Source organism: Streptomyces sp. B6B3 (genome assembly GCF_039871525.1).
GTDB lineage: Bacteria > Actinomycetota > Actinomycetes > Streptomycetales > Streptomycetaceae > Streptomyces.
In genome coordinates, this window is record NZ_JBDPLU010000013.1 from 227,000 (window position 1) to 244,692 (window position 17,693).

Sequence of the window (17,693 nt, forward strand, 5' to 3'; positions counted from 1 at the left end):
CGGACGGTCAGCTGCAGCCGCTGGTGGAGCCGCAGCCCTCGCAGACATAGCAGCTGCCGGCGCGGCGCATCTTGGTGCCGCAGGAGAAGCACAGCGGGGCGTCCGCGTTCAGGCCGAGCTGCATCTCCAGCAGCTCGGTCGAGTTGTGCGCCTCCTTCGGCGCCGGCCGCTCCCGCGCCTCCTCGACCGGGGCCACCGCCCCCGGGGCGGCGGGCCGGCCCGAGTCCGTCTGGCGCGGCGCGGACTGGGAGAGCCCTTCGACGTCCATCTCGTCGTCGGCCGGCTCGTACGAGCCGGTCTCCAGGTGGCGCTGCCGCTCGGCCGCCGTGTGGATGCCCAGCGCCGAACGGGTCTCGAAGGGCAGGAAGTCCAACGCCAGCCGGCGGAAGATGTAGTCCACGATGGACTGGGCCATCCGCACGTCCGGGTCGTCCGTGATGCCGGCCGGCTCGAAGCGCATGTTGGTGAACTTCGAGACGTACGTCTCCAGCGGCACGCCGTACTGCAGGCCCACGGAGACGGCGATGGAGAAGGCGTCCATCATGCCCGCCAGGGTGGAGCCCTGCTTGGACATCTTCAGGAAGACCTCGCCCAGGCCGTCGTCCGGGTAGGAGTTGGCCGTCATGTAGCCCTCGGCCCCGCCGACCGAGAACGACGTGGTGAGGCCGGGACGCCCCTTCGGCAGGCGCTTGCGGACCGGCCGGTACTCCACCACCCGTTCGGGCGCGGCGGCGGGCTCGGTCTTCTCCGCCTCGGCCGGCTTCTCGTCCTTCTTCTTGGCCGACAGCGGCTGGCCGACCTTGCTGTTCTCGACGTAGACGGCGAGCGCCTTGACGCCGAGCTTCCAGCCCTGGAGGTAGATCTCGGCGACGTCGTCCACGGTGCTGGTGCTCGGCATGTTGACGGTCTTGGAGATCGCGCCGCTCAGGAACGGCTGGGCGGCGGCCATCATCCGCACGTGGCCCATCGGGGCGATCGAACGCTCGCCCATGGCGCAGTCGAAGACCTCGTAGTGCTCGGGCTTCAGGCCGGGCGCGTCGATGACGTTGCCGTGCTCGGCGATGTGGGCGACGATCGCCTCGACCTGCTCGGGCTGGTATCCGAGCCGCTTCAGCGCCTTGGGGACCGTGTTGTTCACGATCTGCATGGAGCCGCCGCCGACCAGCTTCTTGAACTTCACCAGCGCCAGGTCGGGCTCGATGCCGGTGGTGTCGCAGTCCATCATCAGCCCGATGGTGCCGGTCGGCGCCAGCACCGAGGCCTGCGCGTTGCGGAAACCGTTCTTCTTGCCGAGGCGGAGCACGTCCTGCCACGCCTCGGTGGCCGCGGCCCAGACCGGGGTGTCCAGGTCGTCCATCCGCTTGGCGTCGGCGTTGGCGTCCGCGTGCTGGCGCATCACCCGGTTGTGCGCCTCGGCGTTCCGCGCGTAACCGTCGAACGGGCCGACGACGGCGGCCAGCTCGGCGGAGCGCCGGTAGGAGGTGCCGGTCATCAGCGAGGTGATCGCACCGGCCAACGCGCGGCCGCCGTCCGAGTCGTAGGCGTGCCCGGTGGCCATCAGCAGCGCGCCGAGGTTGGCGTAGCCGATGCCCAGCTGCCGGAAGGCCCGGGTGGTCTCGCCGATCTTCCGGGTCGGGAAGTCGGCGAAGCAGATGGAGATGTCCATCGCGGTGATGACCAGCTCCACCACCTTGGCGAAACGCTCGGCGTCGAAGGACTGGTGGCCCTCGTCGTCGTCCCTGAGGAACTTCATCAGGTTGAGCGAGGCCAGGTTGCACGAGGAGTTGTCCAGGTGCATGTACTCGCTGCACGGGTTCGAGGCGGTGATCCGGCCCGACTCGGGCGACGTGTGCCAGCGGTTGATGGTGTCGTCGTACTGGATGCCGGGGTCGGCGCAGGCGTGCGCCGCCTCGGCCATCTTGTGGAACAGGTCCCGGGCGTCGATCTCCTCGATGATGTCGCCGCTGAGCCGGCCGCGCAGGCCGAACTTCGAGCCCTCCTCCACCGCGTGCATGAACGCGTCGGTGACCCGCACCGAGTTGTTCGCGTTCTGGTACTGCACGGAGGTGATGTCGTCGCCGCCGAGGTCCATGTCGAAGCCGGCGTCGCGCAGCGCCCGGATCTTGGCCTCTTCCTTCACCTTGGCCTCGATGAAGGCCTCGACGTCCGGGTGGTCCACGTCGAGCACGACCATCTTGGCCGCCCGGCGGGTGGCGCCACCGGACTTGATGGTGCCCGCGGAGGCGTCGGCGCCGCGCATGAAGGACACCGGTCCCGAGGCGTTCCCGCCGGAGGACAGCAGCTCCTTGGACGACCGGATGCGCGAGAGGTTGAGGCCCGCGCCCGAGCCGCCCTTGAAGATCATCCCCTCCTCCTTGTACCAGTCGAGGATCGACTCCATGGAGTCCTCGACGGAGAGGATGAAGCAGGCGCTGACCTGCTGCGGCTGCGGGGTGCCGACGTTGAACCACACCGGTGAGTTGAAGCTGAACACCTGGTGCAGCAGGGAGTGCGCCAGTTCGTGCTCGAAGATCTCCGCGTCCTCGGGCGAGGCGAAGTACCCGTGCTCCTCGCCGGCCCGGCGGTAGGTCTTCACGACCCGGTCGATCAGCTGCCGGAGGCTCCGCTCCCGCTGCGGCGTGCCGACGGCGCCGCGGAAGTACTTGCTGGTCACGATGTTGACCGCGTTCACCGACCAGAAGTCGGGGAACTCCACGCCACGTTGCTCGAAGTTGACCGAACCGTCGCGCCAGTTGGTCATGACGACGTCACGACGCTCCCAGACCACCTCGTCGTAGGGGTGCACGCCCGGCGTGGTGTGGATGCGCTCGATGCGCAGACCCTTGTTCCCCTTGCCGCCCTTGGCGCGGGAGCCACGTGCCGGGCCGCTCGTCGTCTCAGTCATGCCGCCTCCCTGTTCGGGCGTTACGCCCTGGTGTGACCCGATCGTGCCGGATCACGGATTCTGTTCCTGACGGCCGGAGGCGACGATGCGCTCCGGCCGGGTCTGCGCGCCGCTCAACCGGCGGCGGTTGGCTGGCCCGGCACCGCCGGGCCCACGGCCTCGTGCTCGGCCTTCCCGGCGTCTCCGGCGTGCCCGGCACCACCGGCCCCGGGCCCGGATGGTCGCTCCTGCCCGGCCTCCCTGAGGCTCTCGCGCAGCTCGCCGATCGCGGACTCGAAGTCCTCCAGCGAGTCGAAGGCCCGGTACACGGAGGCGAACCTGAGATAGGCGACCAGGTCGAGCTCGCGCAGCGGGCCGAGTATCGCCAGGCCCACGTCGTGGGTGGAGAGCTCCGCGCTGCCGGTGGCGCGCACCGCCTCCTCGACCCGCTGGCCGAGCTGGGCGAGCGCGTCCTCGGTGACCGGCCGGCCCTGGCACGCCTTGCGGACGCCCGCGATGACCTTGTCCCGACTGAACGGCTCGGTCACCCCGCTGCGCTTGATGACCATCAGCGAGGCGGTCTCGACGGTGGTGAACCGGCGGGAGCAGCTCGGGCACTGGCGACGGCGGCGGATGACCGTCCCGTCGTCCGCGGTGCGGCTGTCCACGACCCGGCTGTCGGAGTGCCGGCAGAAGGGGCAGTGCATCGCTTTTCTCCCTTCCTTCCCACGGCACGCACGGCATCCGTGACCACGCTTCGTAACGCAACGTGCTGGCCGACTCCACGAGGGGACAGCGCGGCCAACCCCGTCGAGCCGCCGGAGCGGCCCTCGGAGCGCTCTCCAGCATAGGCGATCTCAGCCGTGGATGATGCCACCCCACCACAATTTGTGGGAGATACTCGGACGCCTACCACTAGATCTAGGGTTTGCGCCAGTCGCGCCGGTCGGCGTGTCGCGCCGCCACGGGCCGCGTCCGACAGGTCACGGAGCGCCCGGCGACGAACGGCGGTCAGAGACTACCGCGCCAGCTGCTACCGTTCTCCTGAACACCCTGAGTGACCAGCTGCTGCATATACACCGGATCTCCGGATTCCGGCAGCAGATCTGCATTTTTTCACTCGAACGTGTGTTTGGCGCAACCTTTCGATAGCAACTACCGTTGTCTGACTAGGGAGTACCACCTGAGAAGGGGCGACATGACCACCGCAGCAGACGACGCCATCACCGCCGCTGAGCGCCGCCAGGACCGGATCGCCGCGCCGAGCGCCGCGGCCGGGAGGCCGATGCCGGGGCGTCCTCCGGGCATCCGTGCGGACAGCTCCGGTCTCACGGACCGCCAGCGGAGGGTCATCGAGGTCATCCGCGACTCCGTGCAGCGCCGGGGATACCCGCCGTCCATGCGGGAGATCGGCCAGGCCGTCGGCCTGTCCAGCACGTCGTCGGTCGCCCACCAGCTGATGGCGCTGGAGCGGAAGGGCTTCCTGCGCCGCGACCCGCACCGCCCCCGGGCGTACGAGGTGCGCGGCGCCGAGACCCCCGCCCCGCCCGCGCCCGACACCGCGGGCAAGCCCGCCGCGTCGTACGTGCCGCTGGTCGGCCGGATCGCCGCCGGTGGTCCGATCCTGGCCGAGGAGTCGGTCGAGGACGTCTTCCCGCTCCCCCGTCAGCTCGTCGGCGACGGCGAGCTCTTCGTGCTGAAGGTCGTCGGCGACTCCATGATCGAGGCCGCGATCTGTGACGGCGACTGGGTGACGGTGCGCCGCCAGCCCGTCGCGGAGAACGGCGACATCGTGGCGGCCATGCTGGACGGCGAGGCCACGGTGAAGCGCTTCAAGCGGGAGGACGGCCAGATCTGGCTGCTCCCGCACAACTCCGCGTACCAGCCGATCCCCGGCGACGAGGCCACCATCCTGGGCAAGGTCGTCGCGGTGATGCGGCGCGTCTGAGCGGGCCGGGCCCAGGCGGCACCTCGACGTCCTCACGACGCGGTGCCGCTCCGCGCCGCCGCGTCGATCGCGGCGAGAGAACGGCGCACCTGGTTCCGGTCCGTCGTATACCAGAATTCGGGCATCGAGGCCCGCAGGAAGGCGCCGTACCGCGCCTTGGCCAGCCTGGGATCGAGTACCGCGACCACCCCGCGGTCCTGCATGGTCCGCACCAGCCGGCCGGCGCCCTGCGCGATCAGCAGGGCGGCGTGCGTCGCGGCCACGGCCATGAAGCCGTTCCCCCCCGCCTCCTCCACGGCCTTCTGCCGAGCGCTGATCAGCGGATCGTCCGGCCGCGGGAACGGGATGCGGTCCATCACCACCAGCTGGCAGCTCGGCCCCGGCACGTCGACGCCCTGCCAGAGGGAGAGCGTGCCGAACAGACAGGTGCGGGTGTCCTCGGCGAAGGTCCGGATCAGCTCGCCGAGCGTCTCCTCGCCCTGGAGCAGGATCGGCAGGTCCAGGCGGTCCCGCAGCTCCTCCGCCGCCGACTGCGCCGCCCGCATCGAGGAGAAGAGGCCGAGCGTGCGCCCGCCGGCCGCCTCCATGAGCTCGGCGAGCTCGTCCAGCATGTCGGCCCGGCCGCCCTCCCGACCGGGCGGCGCGAGGTGCTGGGCGACGTAGAGGATCCCCTGCCTGCGGTAGTCGAACGGTGAGCCCACGTCGAGGCCCTTCCACGGCGGCAGCTCCTCGCCCTCCGCGCCGCGCTGGCCCTCGGGGGCGAGGCCGAGCGAGGCGCCGACCCCGTTGAAGTCGCCGCCGAGCTTGAGGGTGGCCGAGGTGAGCACCACCGAACGATCGGTGAAGAGCTTCTCGCGCAGCAGGCCGGACACGGACAGCGGGGCGACGCGCAGCGACGTCCCGAACCTGTCGTGCCGCTCGTACCACACGACGTCGTACTCCGAGCCCTGGACGATCCGCTCGGCGACCTCCTGCACCGCCTCCAGGGAGGCCAGCGCCTGCTTGCGGACCGCGTCCTCGTCCTGCACGCCGCGGTCCCGGGTGGCGCCGAGCGCGGAGATACCCGCCCGGGCGGCGTCCCGCAGGGCCATCAGGGCGTACCCGAGATCCTCCGGCACCGCCTCGAGCCGGCCGGCCTCGGCCACCTCGAGCAGCCGCTCGAACGCCTCGGACGCGGTCAGCAGCCGGTCCGCGATCTTCTCGTCCACCAGCCGGGAGGACCGCCGCACCGCGCGGCTCACTCCACCGGGGGTGAGCTCGCCGGTGGCGACGCCGGTGACCCGCGAGACCAGCTCGTGCGCCTCGTCGATGATCAGCACCTCGTGCCCGGGAAGCACCGGGGCGCCCTCGATGGCGTCGATGGCCAGCAGCGCGTGGTTCGTCACGACGACCTCGGCGAGCTTGGCGCGCTCCCGCGCGGCCTCTGCGAAGCACTCGGCGCCGTACGCGCAGCGGCTGGCGCCCAGGCATTCCCGGGAGGACACGGAGACCTGGGACCACGCCCGGTCGGAGACGCCGGGGGTCAGCTCGTCCCGGTCCCCGGTGTCCGTCTCGCCCGACCAGTCGCGCAGCCGCAGCAGGTCCTTGCCGAGCCGACTGCTCGGACCGCTCGTGGACCGGGCGGCGGACCGCTCGGCCGCCTCGAAGGGGTCGAACAGCCCGGGCTCCCCCGAGTCGGTGTCCTCCTGCGGCACGCCCTCGTGCAGCCGGTGCAGGCAGAGGTAGTTGGAACGGCCCTTCAGCGTGGCGAACTCCGGGCGGCGCCGGAGCAGCGGGCGCAGCGCCGTCGTCAGGCGCGGCAGATCGCGCTCGACCAGCTGCCGTTGCAGGGCGAGCGTCGCCGTGGCGACGACGACGCGCTCCCCCTGGGCCAGGGCCGGCACCAGGTATCCGAGCGACTTCCCGGTGCCGGTGCCCGCCTGGACCAGCAGATGGGTGCTGTCGGCGATCGCCTCCGCGACGGCCCCGGCCATGGCGACCTGGCCGGGCCGCTCGCTGCCGCCGACGGCGGCGACGGCGGCGCTCAGCAGCTCGGCCAGGGTGGCTCGTCCCGCCGCGTCCTCGCCGGCGGGGCCGTCGGTCACCACGGCGGTCGGGTCGTCAGAGGCGTCGGAGGCCCCGGATGTGTCGTCGGATGCGTCAGTCATAGGGCAGTCACCTTACGCGGCCGCACCGACATCCCTCCGCCCGCTTCCGCGGGGCCCGTGCGGCGTCCGTCAGGCGCTGTACAGGGGGTTGGCCACGGTGCCGTGCACGGCGGCGTGCGGCCGCTCCGGGCGGTCCCGGTAGCCGTCGAGGTAGAGGCGGTTGCGGTTGAGACAGAGCCGCTCGATCCGCGGGGTGAGCAGGTCGAAGGTCTCGAAACGGTTCTTCAGCCCGGGGAAGCGCTCCTGGTGGCGCACGATTTCCGCCCGGACGAGTGACCAGAACTCCGCCTCGGGAACTTCGAGTTGTTCTTCGCACAACGGCGCGAGGTAGCGGAAGACGCCGACCAGGAGCCCGGAGTGGATGAACTGGGTGAGGAACGCCGGCGGCTCGCGCAGCAGCACCTGGCGCACCGGCTCCGGCATCGACTCGGTCTCGGGCACGGGGTCGGCGCTCACGTTGACGTCGTCCACGAAGTCCTTGACCGCGAGCCGCACCGGCACGTCACGCTCGTCGAAGACCACGACGGCGTTCTCGCCATGCGGCGAGAAGACGGTGCCGTAACGGTAGAGGAAGTGCAGCAGCGGCGGCAGCAGCGCGGCGAAGAGCCGGCGCAGCCAGTCGCGCGGCGCCAGCCCCGAGCGCCGCACCAGTTCGGCGGTGAGCGAGCGCCCCGACGGGTCGGTGGCGAGCAGGGCGGCCAGGGTCCGGGCGCGCTCCCCGGCGTCCAGATAGGGGCCGACGGGCTCCCGCCAGATGCAGCCGAGCAGCTCGCGGTACTGGTAGGGCACCTCGGGCAGCCGGTCGTAGAGCGGGTGTTCGACGGTGACCGAGGCGGTCTCGCCGAGCAGCACGACCCGGGTCTCCTCGGCGAGGAACGGGTCGGCGTCGCGCAGCGCGTGGATCCAGGCGGTGACGGCCGGGGCGGCCAGGGTGCGCTCGGTGGGGAGGCCGCGCCAGACCAGGGTGTTGAGGATGGACAGCGGCAGCTTCACGCTGCGCGCGTTCGGGCGGCTGACGTTGAGGAAGGTGCGGATGGACTGTTGCGGCAGCCGCAGGTCTCCGTCGGTGGGCAGCGGCACGATCGCCCCCGACGCCACCTGGGGCGCGTAGAGCGGGGCTATCGTCTCGTCCCACTGCCAGGGGTGGACCGGCAGCCACAGGTACCGGGACGGGTCGCGGCCCTGCTCGGCCACGATCCGCGTGTAGCGCTCGCGGACCGGCGCCGGCAACTCCTCCGCGTACAGCCGCTCCGGACCGGCCAGCGCGGGAACCCCGCGGTACTGGGCCAGGTCCCGGTGCACGGCGAGCCACGGCAACGGGCGCGCGGTGCGCGCCTCCGGCGCCCAGCGCGCGGCGTCCGAGGCGGAGAAGCCGATGCGCCCCTTGTTCGCCACCAGCCACGGGTGGCCCTCCTGGTGTCCCTCCAGCCGCGCGTAGTCCAGATCGGCGAGCTCCGCGGCGGTGAGCGCGGTGGTGTGCAGCGTGACGTCGGCGCTCAGCGTGGCGCTGAGCTCGCGTATGAGATGGCCCAGCGTGTCGCCGGCGAGTCCGAGCAGGGTGTCGTGCGCCCGCGCGACGAACTCCAGCGGATCGGCGGTGGGCGTTATCGAGTCGGGGTCGACGCGCCAGTGGCCGTAGGCGCCCCTCCGGGCGCGGAAGCGGTAGCTCAGCTCGGGGGTGACGACCAGCCGGTAGGCGTCCGCCGGCCCGCCGGCGGGCTCGGGGGTGACCACTCCCTCGTAGGCGAACTCCGCCAGCATCTTGGCGAACAGCCGCCGTGCGGCTCGGTTCCACGCCTGCCCCGGATGCTGGGGCGGCGTGGACGGCGTGGACGGCGGGGACGAGGGGGTCGGCTGGGACGGCGTGGAGGGCTCGGAAGGGGCGGATGCGGGCACGGGGCTCTCCTGTCGGTGGGAGGGTCAGCGGTCGCGGAGCATGATCGCGGCGCGCTTGTCCGGGAGTTCGACCTCGGCGTCCTGCCGGAAGCCCGCCGCCCGGAAGGCGGCGATCGAGGCGGCGTTGCGCACGTCGGGCTCGGCCACGATCCGTTGGCACCGCGGCCGGTGCCGCAGCACCAGCTCGCAGACGGCGCGCAACAGCTGGGTGCCCAGGCCCCGGCCCCGGTCCTGGGCACGGCCGAGCAGCAGATGCAGCCCGGTGTCGTGCGGCCGGCAGGGGTAGTGGCGGGCGAGCGGGTCCAGGTCGGCGCGGTAGACCTCCCAGTAGCTCATGGGGGTGCCGTCCAGCAGCCCGAGGCAGGGCACGCTGCGGCCGTCGCCGTCGAGTTGGGGTCGCAGATGCGCGGCGGTGCGCTCGGCCGGTCCGGCGAGGCACCAGAAGGCGTCCACCACCGGATCGTTCAGCCAGGCGGTGAGCAGCGGCAGATCCTCGGTCAGGCGGATGGGCCGCAGCAGGAACGACCCCGCGGGGGTGCGCAGCGGGCCCCAGCGGGCGACGTCGTCCAGCCGGTCGGCGGGCGGGCCGTCGCCGGGATGTGCGGGGGTGTCGGGTGGTGGGGATAACGGGGCGGGCACGCGGGCCTCCTGGGGGCGGACGTCAGGACGCGACGAGCGGATTGGCGATGGTGACGTAGACGGACTGGCCGTCCACGGGTCCGACCAACTCGTCCAGGCCGTGCAGCCGGGTGAGCAGGTTGCCCTTGCAGCGCAGGGTCCGGGACTCCAGCAGGTGGGCGACGAGCGGGGAGACGGCGCGACCGTCGCGGCGCGCGCCCTCGGCGCCCAGGAAACGCCGGACCGCCGCGAGCAGCACCCCCTCGTCGGCCAGCCCTTGGGCGCCGAACGCGCCGACGAGGCCGAACACGTTGTTGATGCCCAGGTAGTACGCGAAGCGCTCGGTGGTGACCTCGTCCGTGACGAAGGTGTCGGAGCGCTCGCCGACGCCGGGCAGCCGCCGCTGGAGGGCCTCGCGGTGTGAGTCGCGGAAGTAGTACCCCTGGTTGTCGCGGTAGCGCCCGCCGGCCGGCCAGCCCTCGGCGTCGAGCAGCACCAGGGTGTTCTGCTGGTGCGCCTCCAGCGCGATGCCGGCGACCGCGTCGAGGCGGAGCACCGGCCGGACGACCACGCGCAGGTACCGCAGCAGCCACTCGACGCTGACCGCGCCGGTGTCCCGGCCGGTGCGGGCGGCCAGCGCGCCGACCACGTCGGCGAGCCGGGAGCGCAGCTCGCCCGGGGGCCGACCCGGCCACGGGCGCGGCGCGGTCAGTCCGGCCAGGCAGCTCACGTCCTCGTCGGGACCGAACGGGCTGTGCCGCACCACCACGTCCAGGCCGAGCACCGGGCGGCCGTCGCCGTCGTCCACGGCCAGCCAGGCCGGATCGCGCACGATGTCGAAGCCCGGCCCGTCCGCGCCCCCCACGTCCTCCGGGTCGTCGGCGCATGCCGCGCGCCATTCGGCCGCCAGTCCGCCGGACAGCAGCCGGTGCACCTCGACGCCCCGGTACAGCTCCTTGCGGAGGTTCTCGCGGCGGGAGTTGGTGATCCGCAGGCCGAGTGAGAGCTTGAGCATGGCGGGTGAGCCCGGCCGATGCACGGTCCGCACCGAGGAGGTGGCGTGCCAGGGCTCGCCGTGCTCGCCGAGGTCGTGCAGCGCCCCGCTGTCCAGCAACGCCGCGACCGCCGGCCGGTGCGTCAGCTGGCGCGCCTGCCAGGGGTGCACGGGCAGCGGCACGCAGCCGGCGGGCAGGCTCGGCAGCCCGTCCCCGGCGAGCCGGGTGGCCAGCGCCGTCGCGGGCACGATGTCGCCGCCCTCGCGCCAGGCGGAGTCCGCGGCCAGCACGGAGCGGTCGACAGCCATCCAGTGCAGCCGGAACGAGCCGCGCAGCTCGGGCGAGAAGCGCCGGGCGTCGAGGTCCACGAGGCCCTCCCGGCTCTTCGGCGTCGGATGCAGCGGGTGGCCGAACACCAGCGCCTGCTCGGCGTCGAGGAAGCGGTCGACGGCCGCAGGTGGGTCGGGCGCGGTGCGGCGGGCGGCCAGGAACACCGCGGCGCGGCGCACCGAGTCCGCGACCCGGCCCACCAGGTCGGCCGCCGGATCCGGTTCGGGTTCGTGGTCGGCCGTGGGGTCGGGATCCGGCACGAACTCGCCCAGGTGGGCGGCCTCCCTGGCCAGCAGCGCCGCCAGCGTGACGGCGTCCAGCGGGGCGGCGTCGGCCGGCGCGCCGGCCAGCGCCGGACCGCCGAACCGGTGCCAGCCGGTGGCGGACCAGTGCCGGACGGGGACCCGCAGCGCGGTGCCCGAGGCGGCGAGCGGAACGTAGAGCGCCGCGCCGTCGGGCGGGCCGAGGCTGGTCTCGCGCACCCAGCAGCGCAGCAGGCCCTCCACGGCCGCCGCGTCGGCCGCCCGGGCGGCGTCGGGGTGCTCCAGGGGGTCCCGCGGGTCGCCGGCCGCGCCGTCCGGCGCCGCCGGATCGGCGAGGGCCAGGCCGGACGGCGCGTCGGGACCGGCGTCGGCCTCCCGACGGGACTGCGGGGGGACGCCGGGTTCTCTGGTTCCGGTGATCCGGTGACGGTCGGGGTGGCGGGGTTGTGCGGTCATCCGTATGCGGCGCGCGGGCGTCCCGAGGCGCCGCCCGCGCGCCTCCCTCCTTCGTCGCCTGGTCCACGGTCATGGGGACACCAGTGGCGATCCCCCGTTCGGGTAACGACGGAACCCCCGAGTGATAACGGGTCTGTGGCAAGATCCCGCTCATCCCCGACCCCGGAACCGGGGACCCCGCTGCCGCCGTCCAGATGGTCAACGGCATAGTGGAGGGGCCTCGCCTGCGAGGAGGCGCATGTCGTGGACGCAGACGGCGTCCGACACCCCGCAGACAACAACATACGGTTCAAGACAGAACACCTAGGGGGAGTTCATCCATGTCATCGATACGCAGGCGACCGGGTCGCCGCCGTCTCGCCCTTGCGGTGACGGCGTTGGCAGCCTGTCTCACGCTCACCGCCACGGCATGCTCGGGCGAGGAGGGAGGCGGCGACGCCTCGTCGTCCGAGGACCCGGGCGCGACGGACGACAGCCTTCAGGACGCCATCGACAACCTGCCGTTCGACTTCGACGTCGACGCCTGGATGGACGGCGAGTGGCGCAACTGGGACCGTGACACCTGGCTGCGGGAGATCGGCGACTTCGTCAACCCGATCATCGATGGTCTGTGGGACCCGGACCGCATGGGCGACGCCGAGGATCCCGAACAGGAGATCGACGAGGACCAGATCGAGGAGGACCCGCAGGCTCCGGAGCACGACAACCCGGACGACGACCGGGGCATCACCGACCCCGAACCGTCCGTGGTGGACGCCGTCCAGGTGCCGGGTCCGCTGAGCGACGGCGACGCACCCATCGGCCGGGTCTTCTTCGACACCCCCGAGGGCTCGATGGTCTGCTCGGGCACGGTGATCGCCGACCCGAACGCGCCCGGCCAGTCGAACCTCGTGGCCACCGCCGGTCACTGCGTGCACGCGGGTGCCGAGGGCGGCTGGTACCGGAACATCAGCTTCGTGCCGTACTACAACAACAACGCCCTGAGCACCGACGAGTTGTACAGCGCGGGCCTGGAGGAGGCCGCCCCGTACGGCGTCTGGTGGGCCGACTACGTGTCGACCACGCAGTACTGGGTGGACAGCGGCTCCGACATGGGCGGCGCGGGGGCGCACGGCGACTTCGCGGTCCTCTCCGTGACGCCTGAGGAGGGCGGCGGCCAGTCCCTGGAGGAGACGGTCGGCGGCGCGGTGGACGTCAACTTCGACGCGCCCGCGGTCTCCGGCATCGGCGAGGTCAACCTGTACGGCTACCCGGCCGCCGCGCCGTACGACGGCGAGCAGGCGTACTCCTGCACCGGCACCCCGAGCCGGCTGTCCCTCGACGCCGCGATGCCGGTGATGTACTGGGCCGGCTGCTCGATGACCGGCGGTTCGTCCGGCGGCGGTTGGCTGCGCACCGGTGACGACGGCAGTCCCGAGCTGATCTCGGTCAACTCGATCGGCCCGCTGGAGTCCACCTGGCTCGCCGGGCCGCGCCTGGAGGACGAGGCGGAGGGCGTGCTCACCGAGGTCAGTACGAACGGCGGCTGACTCGACGCGCCCCCACACGGGAACACGCCGGAGGGCCCGGCATCCGCTCGGATGCCGGGCCCTCCGGCGTGTTCGGGACACTCGGCCCGTGGCTCGGCCGGCTGGCTCAGCCGCCCGCCACGGCCAGCGGCCCGCGCACCGTGTCGCCGCCGGGCACCGGCTCCGAGGGGTCGGTGCCGAGCCCGACGATGCGGTTCCCGGCGTCCACGTGCACCACGGCGGGGCGCAGGGACCGCGCCTCGGCGTCGTCCACCTGCGCGTAGCTGATGAGTATCACCAGGTCGCCCGGGGTGATCAGATGCGCGGCGGCGCCGTTGATGCCGATCACGCCGGAGCCGCGCTCGCCCTCGATGACGTACGTCTCCAGGCGGTGGCCGTTGGTGATGTCCACGATGTGCACCTGCTCGCCCGGCAGCAGGTCGGCGGCCTCCATCAGCTCGGCGTCGACCGTCACCGAGCCGACGTAGTGCAGGTCCGCCTCGGTCACCGTGGCACGGTGGATCTTGGACTTGAACATGGTGCGCAACACGATGCGGCTCTCCCAGCGTGGCAGGGTCGCGCTCCCCGTCGCGGGGATGCGCGCCGTCGAATCCATGCTAGCCGGGCGTGGCCGGCGCCCGACGTGTGGTGGGTCACCCCGTGCCGGCCCGTCCCGAGTCCGGACAGGTCGAGCCCGGCGCGGGTGTCGACCCGCGCCGGGCTCGGGACGCTGCTCAGCTCAGGCTGGGCACGTACGGTGCCAGCGCCGCCGCCAGTTCCTCGTGCACCCGGGCCTTGAGCAGGGTGCCCTCGCCCGTGTGTTCCTCGGAGAGCACCTCGCCCTCCGCGTGCGTGCGGGCGACCAGGCCGCCCTCGGCGTAGGGCACCAGCGCCTCCAGCTCGATGCCGGGGCGGGGCAGCTCCGTGTCGATCCACTGCAGCAGCTCGTCGATGCCCTGCCCGGTGCGGGCCGACACGGCGATGGCACGGCTTTCGGCACGCAGCAGCCGCTGGAGCGTGAGCTCGTCCGCGGCGTCCGCCTTGTTGACCACCACGATCTCCGGGATCTCCCGAGCGCCGACGTCACGGAGCACCTCGCGCACCGCGGCCAGCTGTTCCTCGGGCACCGGGTGCGAGCCGTCCACCACGTGCAGGATCAGGTCGGCCTCGCCGACCTCCTCCATGGTGGAGCGGAACGCCTCGACCAGGTCGTGCGGCAGATGCCGGACGAAGCCCACGGTGTCGGCCAGGGTGAACGCCCGGCCGCTCGGCGTCTCGGACCGGCGGACCGTCGGGTCGAGGGTGGCGAACAGCGCGTTCTCCACCAGCACGCCCGCGCCGGTGAGCCGGTTGAGCAGCGAGGACTTGCCCGCGTTGGTGTATCCCGCGATGGCGACCGAGGGCACGCGGTTGCGCTGGCGCTCCTGGCGCTTCACCTCGCGCCCGGTGCGCATGGCCGCGATCTCCCGGCGCATCTTGGCCATCTTCTCGCGGATCCGCCGCCGGTCGGTCTCGATCTTGGTCTCACCGGGGCCGCGGGTGGCCATCCCGCCGCCGCCACCGCTGGAACCCCCACCGCCCATCTGCCGGGACAGCGACTGACCCCAGCCGCGCAGCCGCGGCAGCATGTACTGCATCTGAGCCAGCGACACCTGGGCCTTGCCCTCACGGGACTTGGCGTGCTGCGCGAAGATGTCGAGGATCAGGGCGGTGCGGTCCACCACCTTGACCTTGACGACGTCCTCCAGGTGGATCAGCTGCCCCGGGGTGAGCTCGCCGTCGCACACCACCGTGTCCGCGCCGGTCTCCAGCACCAGGTCGCGCAGCTCCTTCGCCTTGCCCGAGCCGATGTACGTGGCGGCGTCCGGCTTGTCGCGGCGCTGGATCACGCCGTCGAGCACCAGGGCGCCGGCGGTCTCGGCGAGGGCGGCCAGCTCCGCGAGGGAGTTCTCCGCGTCGCTCGCGGTGCCCGACGTCCAGACGCCGACCAGCACCACGCGCTCCAGGCGCAGCTGCCGGTACTCGACCTCGCTGACATCGGCCAACTCGGTGGAGAGGCCCACGACCCGCCGGAGCGCGGCGCGCTCCTCGCGGTCGAACTGCTCGCCGTCCAGGCTCTCCGTGTCGTCCCAGGCCACGTCCTCATCCATCAGGGCGTCGGCCCGGCGGCTCGCGGCGGGGCTCTGGGGGTCCTGAGGAAGAGAGGAGAAGGTCAATGCGATCCTTAGGGTCGGGAAACATGTCGAAATCGAGGGGAATCGGACCGAAGCCCGATGCGTCCGTCACGTGGACAACGCCGGGACGTCCCCTGACATTCCCGTCGCGGCGCACGAACCATGGTGGCACGAGGGCCGGGGCCCGTCACCCTGATTTGCGCCCGGTCACCCCGTGGCCGTCATCCCGCGGCCGTCACCCGGTGGCCGTCACCCGGTGGCCCGGGACGCCCGGGAGACGTCGTAGACGCCGGGCACCCGCCGCATCGCCCTGATCAGCCGGGGCAGCCCCGAGGCATCGGGCAGTCGCAGCGTGTAGGTGTGCCGGACCCGCTGCTGGCGCGGCGGCGTGACCTCGGCCTGCAGCACGGCGGCGCCGTGGGTGGCCAGCGCCTCGGTGAGGTCGGCCAGCAGATGCGGTCGGCCCAGCGCCTCCGCGCGCAGCGTGACCCGGCAGCCGATGGAGGCGGACCGCCAGCTCACCGGCAGCGGATGCCGGCCGGCGGACACCATCCGGACCGCGGCCGGGCAGCTCTCGCGATGGACGGTGACGGCCCCGCCGTGCACGGCGAAGCCACGGATGGGGTCGGGCGGCACGGGCGTACAACAGCCGGCCAGCCGCACCCGGGCGTCGGGCGCGCCGGCGACCACCGCGGCCGGCTCCGTCCGGCGCGGCGCCTCCGGCTCCGCGCCGGCGTCGGGCACCGGGACCGTCCCCGCGGCACCCGCCGGGGTGGGGCGCCACCCGGCCTGCTCGCCGTCCGCCGGCGCCTGCGGGCGGCCCGCCAACCAGTGGCGGATCGGGATCTGCGCGGCCGGGGTGGCGGCGTACTCGAGCCACTCGGGCGACGGCCCGGAGGCGCCGTCGGGGGCGAGCAGCAGCCGCAGCGTGTCACCGTCCCGCAGCACGGTGCGCAGCGTGGCCAGCCGCCCGTTGACCCGGGCGCCGATGCAGTCGTGCGCGGCCTGGCCGTGCCGCGCGTAGGCCGCGTCGACACAGGTGGCGCCGGCCGGCAGGTGCAGCGGACCCTCGTCCGCGTCCTCGGCGAAGACGGTGATCTCCCGGTCCCTGGCGAGCTCGTCGCGCAGCGCGGTCCAGAAGGTGTCGGGGTCGGTGGCCTGTCGCTGCCACTCCAGCAGCCGGGACAGCCAGCCGGGGCGGGTGGGATCGGCCCGCTCCCCGTCCTCGGCCGCGACGTCCGCGGGATCGGAGGGATCCGCCTCGCCACCGCGGTGCGGGTCGCCCAGCGCGACCACGCCGGCCTCGGCGACCCGGTGCATGCGGTACGTGCGGACCAGCACCTCGGCGACGTCTCCCCGGTGCGCGGAGAACGCGGTGTGCAGGGACTGGTAGAGGTTGAACTTGGGGGCCGCGATGAAATCCTTGAACTCCGCGACCACCGGCGTGAAGCAGGTGTGCAGCTCGCCGAGCACCGCGTAGCAGTCGGCGTTCTCGGCGACGAGGATGAGCAACCGGCCGTAGTCGCAGGGGCCGAGCTCGCCGCGTTTCACCCGGGTGCGGTGCACCGAGAGCACATGCCGCGGGCGCACCAGCACCTCGGCGGCGATCCCGGCCTCACGGAGCACGCCGCGCACCGACTTCGCGACGTCGGCCAGCGGATCGTCGTCCCGCTCCCGGTGCGCCCGGAGCAACTCCTCGGCGCGGGCGTGCTCCTCGGGGTGGAGGACGGCGAAGACCAGGTCCTCCAGCTCGGTCTTGACGGCCTGAACCCCGAGCCGCTCGGCCAGCGGGATGAGCACGTCCCGGGTGACCCGGGCGATCCTGGCCTGCTTCTCGGGCCGCATCACGCCGAGGGTGCGCATGTTGTGCAGCCGGTCGGCGAGCTTGATGGACATCACCCGGACGTCGCTGCCGGTGGCGACCAGCATCTTGCGGAAGGTCTCGGGCTCGGCCGCGGCGCCGTAGTCCACCTTCTCCAGCTTGGTGACGCCGTCGACCAGGTGGCACACCTCGTCGCCGAAGTCGGCGCGCACCTGATCCAGCGTCACGTCCGTGTCCTCGACGGTGTCGTGCAACAGGGAGGCCGTCAACGTGGTCGTCTCGGCGCCGAGTTCGGCGAGGATCAGGGTGACGGCGAGCGGATGGGTGATGTAGGGCTCGCCGCTCTTGCGGGTCTGACCGCGGTGGGCCGACTCGGCGAGCAGGTAGGCGCGGCGCAGGGTGTCGAGGTCGGCGCCGGGGTGATGCCGACGGTGCGCCTGGGCGACGTGCTCGATGGCGTCCGGCATCCGGTCGCGGGTGGCGGTGCCGGCGCGGAAGAACGCGGCCCGGCCGAGCCGGCGAAGGAGCACCACGTCCCGCCGGGAGGCGCGTCGCCGGTGGTCGCTGTCGCTCGGTGTGGTCGCCTCTGTGCTCATGGGGTGGCACCTCCGCGGTCCGGTCGACCGGACCGCGGCCGATCCCCGTGATCCCC

The 17,693-nt window shown here is 72.8% G+C and carries 10 protein-coding genes and 1 pseudogene; 2 read left to right on the top strand and 9 right to left on the bottom strand.

The features are described 5' to 3' along the window. Positions 1 to 7: 7 nt before the first annotated feature. Positions 8 to 2,905, bottom strand: coding sequence for a vitamin B12-dependent ribonucleotide reductase (locus ABGB06_RS25510; protein ID WP_347593324.1), 2,898 nt, complete (start codon positions 2,903 to 2,905; stop codon positions 8 to 10). A 245-nt stretch (positions 2,906 to 3,150) separates the two neighbouring features. Further along, a pseudogene (nrdR, locus tag ABGB06_RS25515) lies at positions 3,151 to 3,591 on the bottom strand (transcriptional regulator NrdR); the annotation flags it as partial. Positions 3,592 to 4,082: 491 nt separating this feature from the next. Here nrdR and lexA point away from each other — a divergent pair. After that, on the top strand, positions 4,083 to 4,832 hold the full coding sequence (gene lexA, locus ABGB06_RS25520; RefSeq protein WP_347593326.1) for a transcriptional repressor LexA: 750 nt from the start codon (positions 4,083 to 4,085) through the stop codon (positions 4,830 to 4,832). A 32-nt stretch (positions 4,833 to 4,864) separates the two neighbouring features. Here the strand turns inward: lexA and ABGB06_RS25525 are convergent, their stop codons facing one another. From ABGB06_RS25525 to ABGB06_RS25540, 4 genes are all read right to left on the bottom strand, one after another. Continuing rightward, the gene (locus ABGB06_RS25525; protein WP_347593328.1) at positions 4,865 to 6,979 is read right to left on the bottom strand and encodes an ATP-dependent DNA helicase; all 2,115 of its coding nucleotides are present in this window, start codon (positions 6,977 to 6,979) and stop codon (positions 4,865 to 4,867) included. A 69-nt stretch (positions 6,980 to 7,048) separates the two neighbouring features. Next, complete coding sequence (locus ABGB06_RS25530) at positions 7,049 to 8,752, bottom strand: IucA/IucC family siderophore biosynthesis protein (protein ID WP_347593392.1); 1,704 nt, start codon at positions 8,750 to 8,752, stop codon at positions 7,049 to 7,051. Between the two features lie 147 nt (positions 8,753 to 8,899). Then, complete coding sequence (locus ABGB06_RS25535; protein WP_347593330.1) at positions 8,900 to 9,514, bottom strand: GNAT family N-acetyltransferase; 615 nt, start codon at positions 9,512 to 9,514, stop codon at positions 8,900 to 8,902. Between the two features lie 22 nt (positions 9,515 to 9,536). Beyond that, on the bottom strand, positions 9,537 to 11,537 hold the full coding sequence (locus tag ABGB06_RS25540) for an IucA/IucC family protein (RefSeq protein WP_347593332.1): 2,001 nt from the start codon (positions 11,535 to 11,537) through the stop codon (positions 9,537 to 9,539). 368 nt (positions 11,538 to 11,905) lie between these two features. Between ABGB06_RS25540 and ABGB06_RS25545 the strand changes: the two genes are divergently transcribed. Continuing rightward, a complete protein-coding gene (locus ABGB06_RS25545; protein ID WP_347593393.1) occupies positions 11,906 to 13,066 on the top strand; it encodes a hypothetical protein in 1,161 nt (386 codons plus the stop codon). Between the two features lie 106 nt (positions 13,067 to 13,172). Here ABGB06_RS25545 and panD read toward each other — a convergent pair whose 3' ends face one another. The 3 genes from panD to ABGB06_RS25560 form a co-directional block, all read right to left on the bottom strand. Next, positions 13,173 to 13,595 carry an aspartate 1-decarboxylase gene (gene panD / locus ABGB06_RS25550; protein ID WP_347593395.1) on the bottom strand — a complete coding sequence of 141 codons (423 nt, stop codon included), beginning with the start codon at positions 13,593 to 13,595 and terminating at the stop codon, positions 13,173 to 13,175. Between the two features lie 184 nt (positions 13,596 to 13,779). Beyond that, positions 13,780 to 15,261 carry a GTPase HflX gene (hflX, locus tag ABGB06_RS25555; protein ID WP_347593334.1) on the bottom strand — a complete coding sequence of 494 codons (1,482 nt, stop codon included), beginning with the start codon at positions 15,259 to 15,261 and terminating at the stop codon, positions 13,780 to 13,782. Between the two features lie 207 nt (positions 15,262 to 15,468). Continuing rightward, the gene (locus ABGB06_RS25560; protein ID WP_347593337.1) at positions 15,469 to 17,637 is read right to left on the bottom strand and encodes an HD domain-containing protein; all 2,169 of its coding nucleotides are present in this window, start codon (positions 17,635 to 17,637) and stop codon (positions 15,469 to 15,471) included. Positions 17,638 to 17,693: the final 56 nt, after the last annotated feature.

Excerpts from the sequence above, each read along its gene's own strand:
- ABGB06_RS25510 (WP_347593324.1), bottom strand. The coding sequence starts at position 2,905 with ATGACTGAGACGACGAGCGGCCCGGCACGTGGCTCCCGCGCCAAGGGC.
- lexA (WP_347593326.1), top strand. The coding sequence starts at position 4,083 with ATGACCACCGCAGCAGACGACGCCATCACCGCCGCTGAGCGCCGCCAG.
- ABGB06_RS25525 (WP_347593328.1), bottom strand. The coding sequence starts at position 6,979 with ATGACTGACGCATCCGACGACACATCCGGGGCCTCCGACGCCTCTGAC.
- ABGB06_RS25540 (WP_347593332.1), bottom strand. The coding sequence starts at position 11,537 with ATGACCGCACAACCCCGCCACCCCGACCGTCACCGGATCACCGGAACC.
- ABGB06_RS25560 (WP_347593337.1), bottom strand. The coding sequence starts at position 17,637 with ATGAGCACAGAGGCGACCACACCGAGCGACAGCGACCACCGGCGACGC.